Source organism: Paeniglutamicibacter sp. MACA_103 (assembly GCF_045798555.1).
In the GTDB taxonomy this organism is placed as follows: domain Bacteria; phylum Actinomycetota; class Actinomycetes; order Actinomycetales; family Micrococcaceae; genus Paeniglutamicibacter.
Genome location: NZ_JBIXLN010000131.1, coordinates 1 through 316 on the forward strand (window position 1 = coordinate 1; position 316 = coordinate 316).

The following is a 316-nucleotide window of genomic DNA, read 5'->3' on the forward strand; positions in this document are numbered from 1 at the left end:
CGGCGGTGACCTACTCTCCCACACCCTCCCGAGTGCAGTACCATCGGCGCGGTGGGTCTTAGCTTCCGGGTTCGGTATGGGACCGGGCGTTTCCCCCACGCTATGACCGCCGTAACTCTACCAACCCGCGCTCCGGTCCCCTCTGGGGGCCGGGCGGGGTAAAAATGGGGTTACGACCACAATAGTGGTGTTGTTGTGTTGTATCCGCGAAAAACAAGTTGGGTTGTTGTTTCGGGACCGTATAGTGGACGCAGCGTTTCTTGCCAACCACCCCTGCGGGGTGGTGTGGTGTTTGTGGTTTAAGTTGTCGGCCTAT

1 rRNA gene is annotated in these 316 nt (G+C 59.2%); it reads right to left on the reverse strand.

The annotated features are described in order from the left end of the window. Positions 1-114 (reverse strand): 5S ribosomal RNA (gene rrf / locus ACIPVK_RS21845); the annotation flags it as partial. Positions 115-316 lie beyond the last annotated feature (202 nt).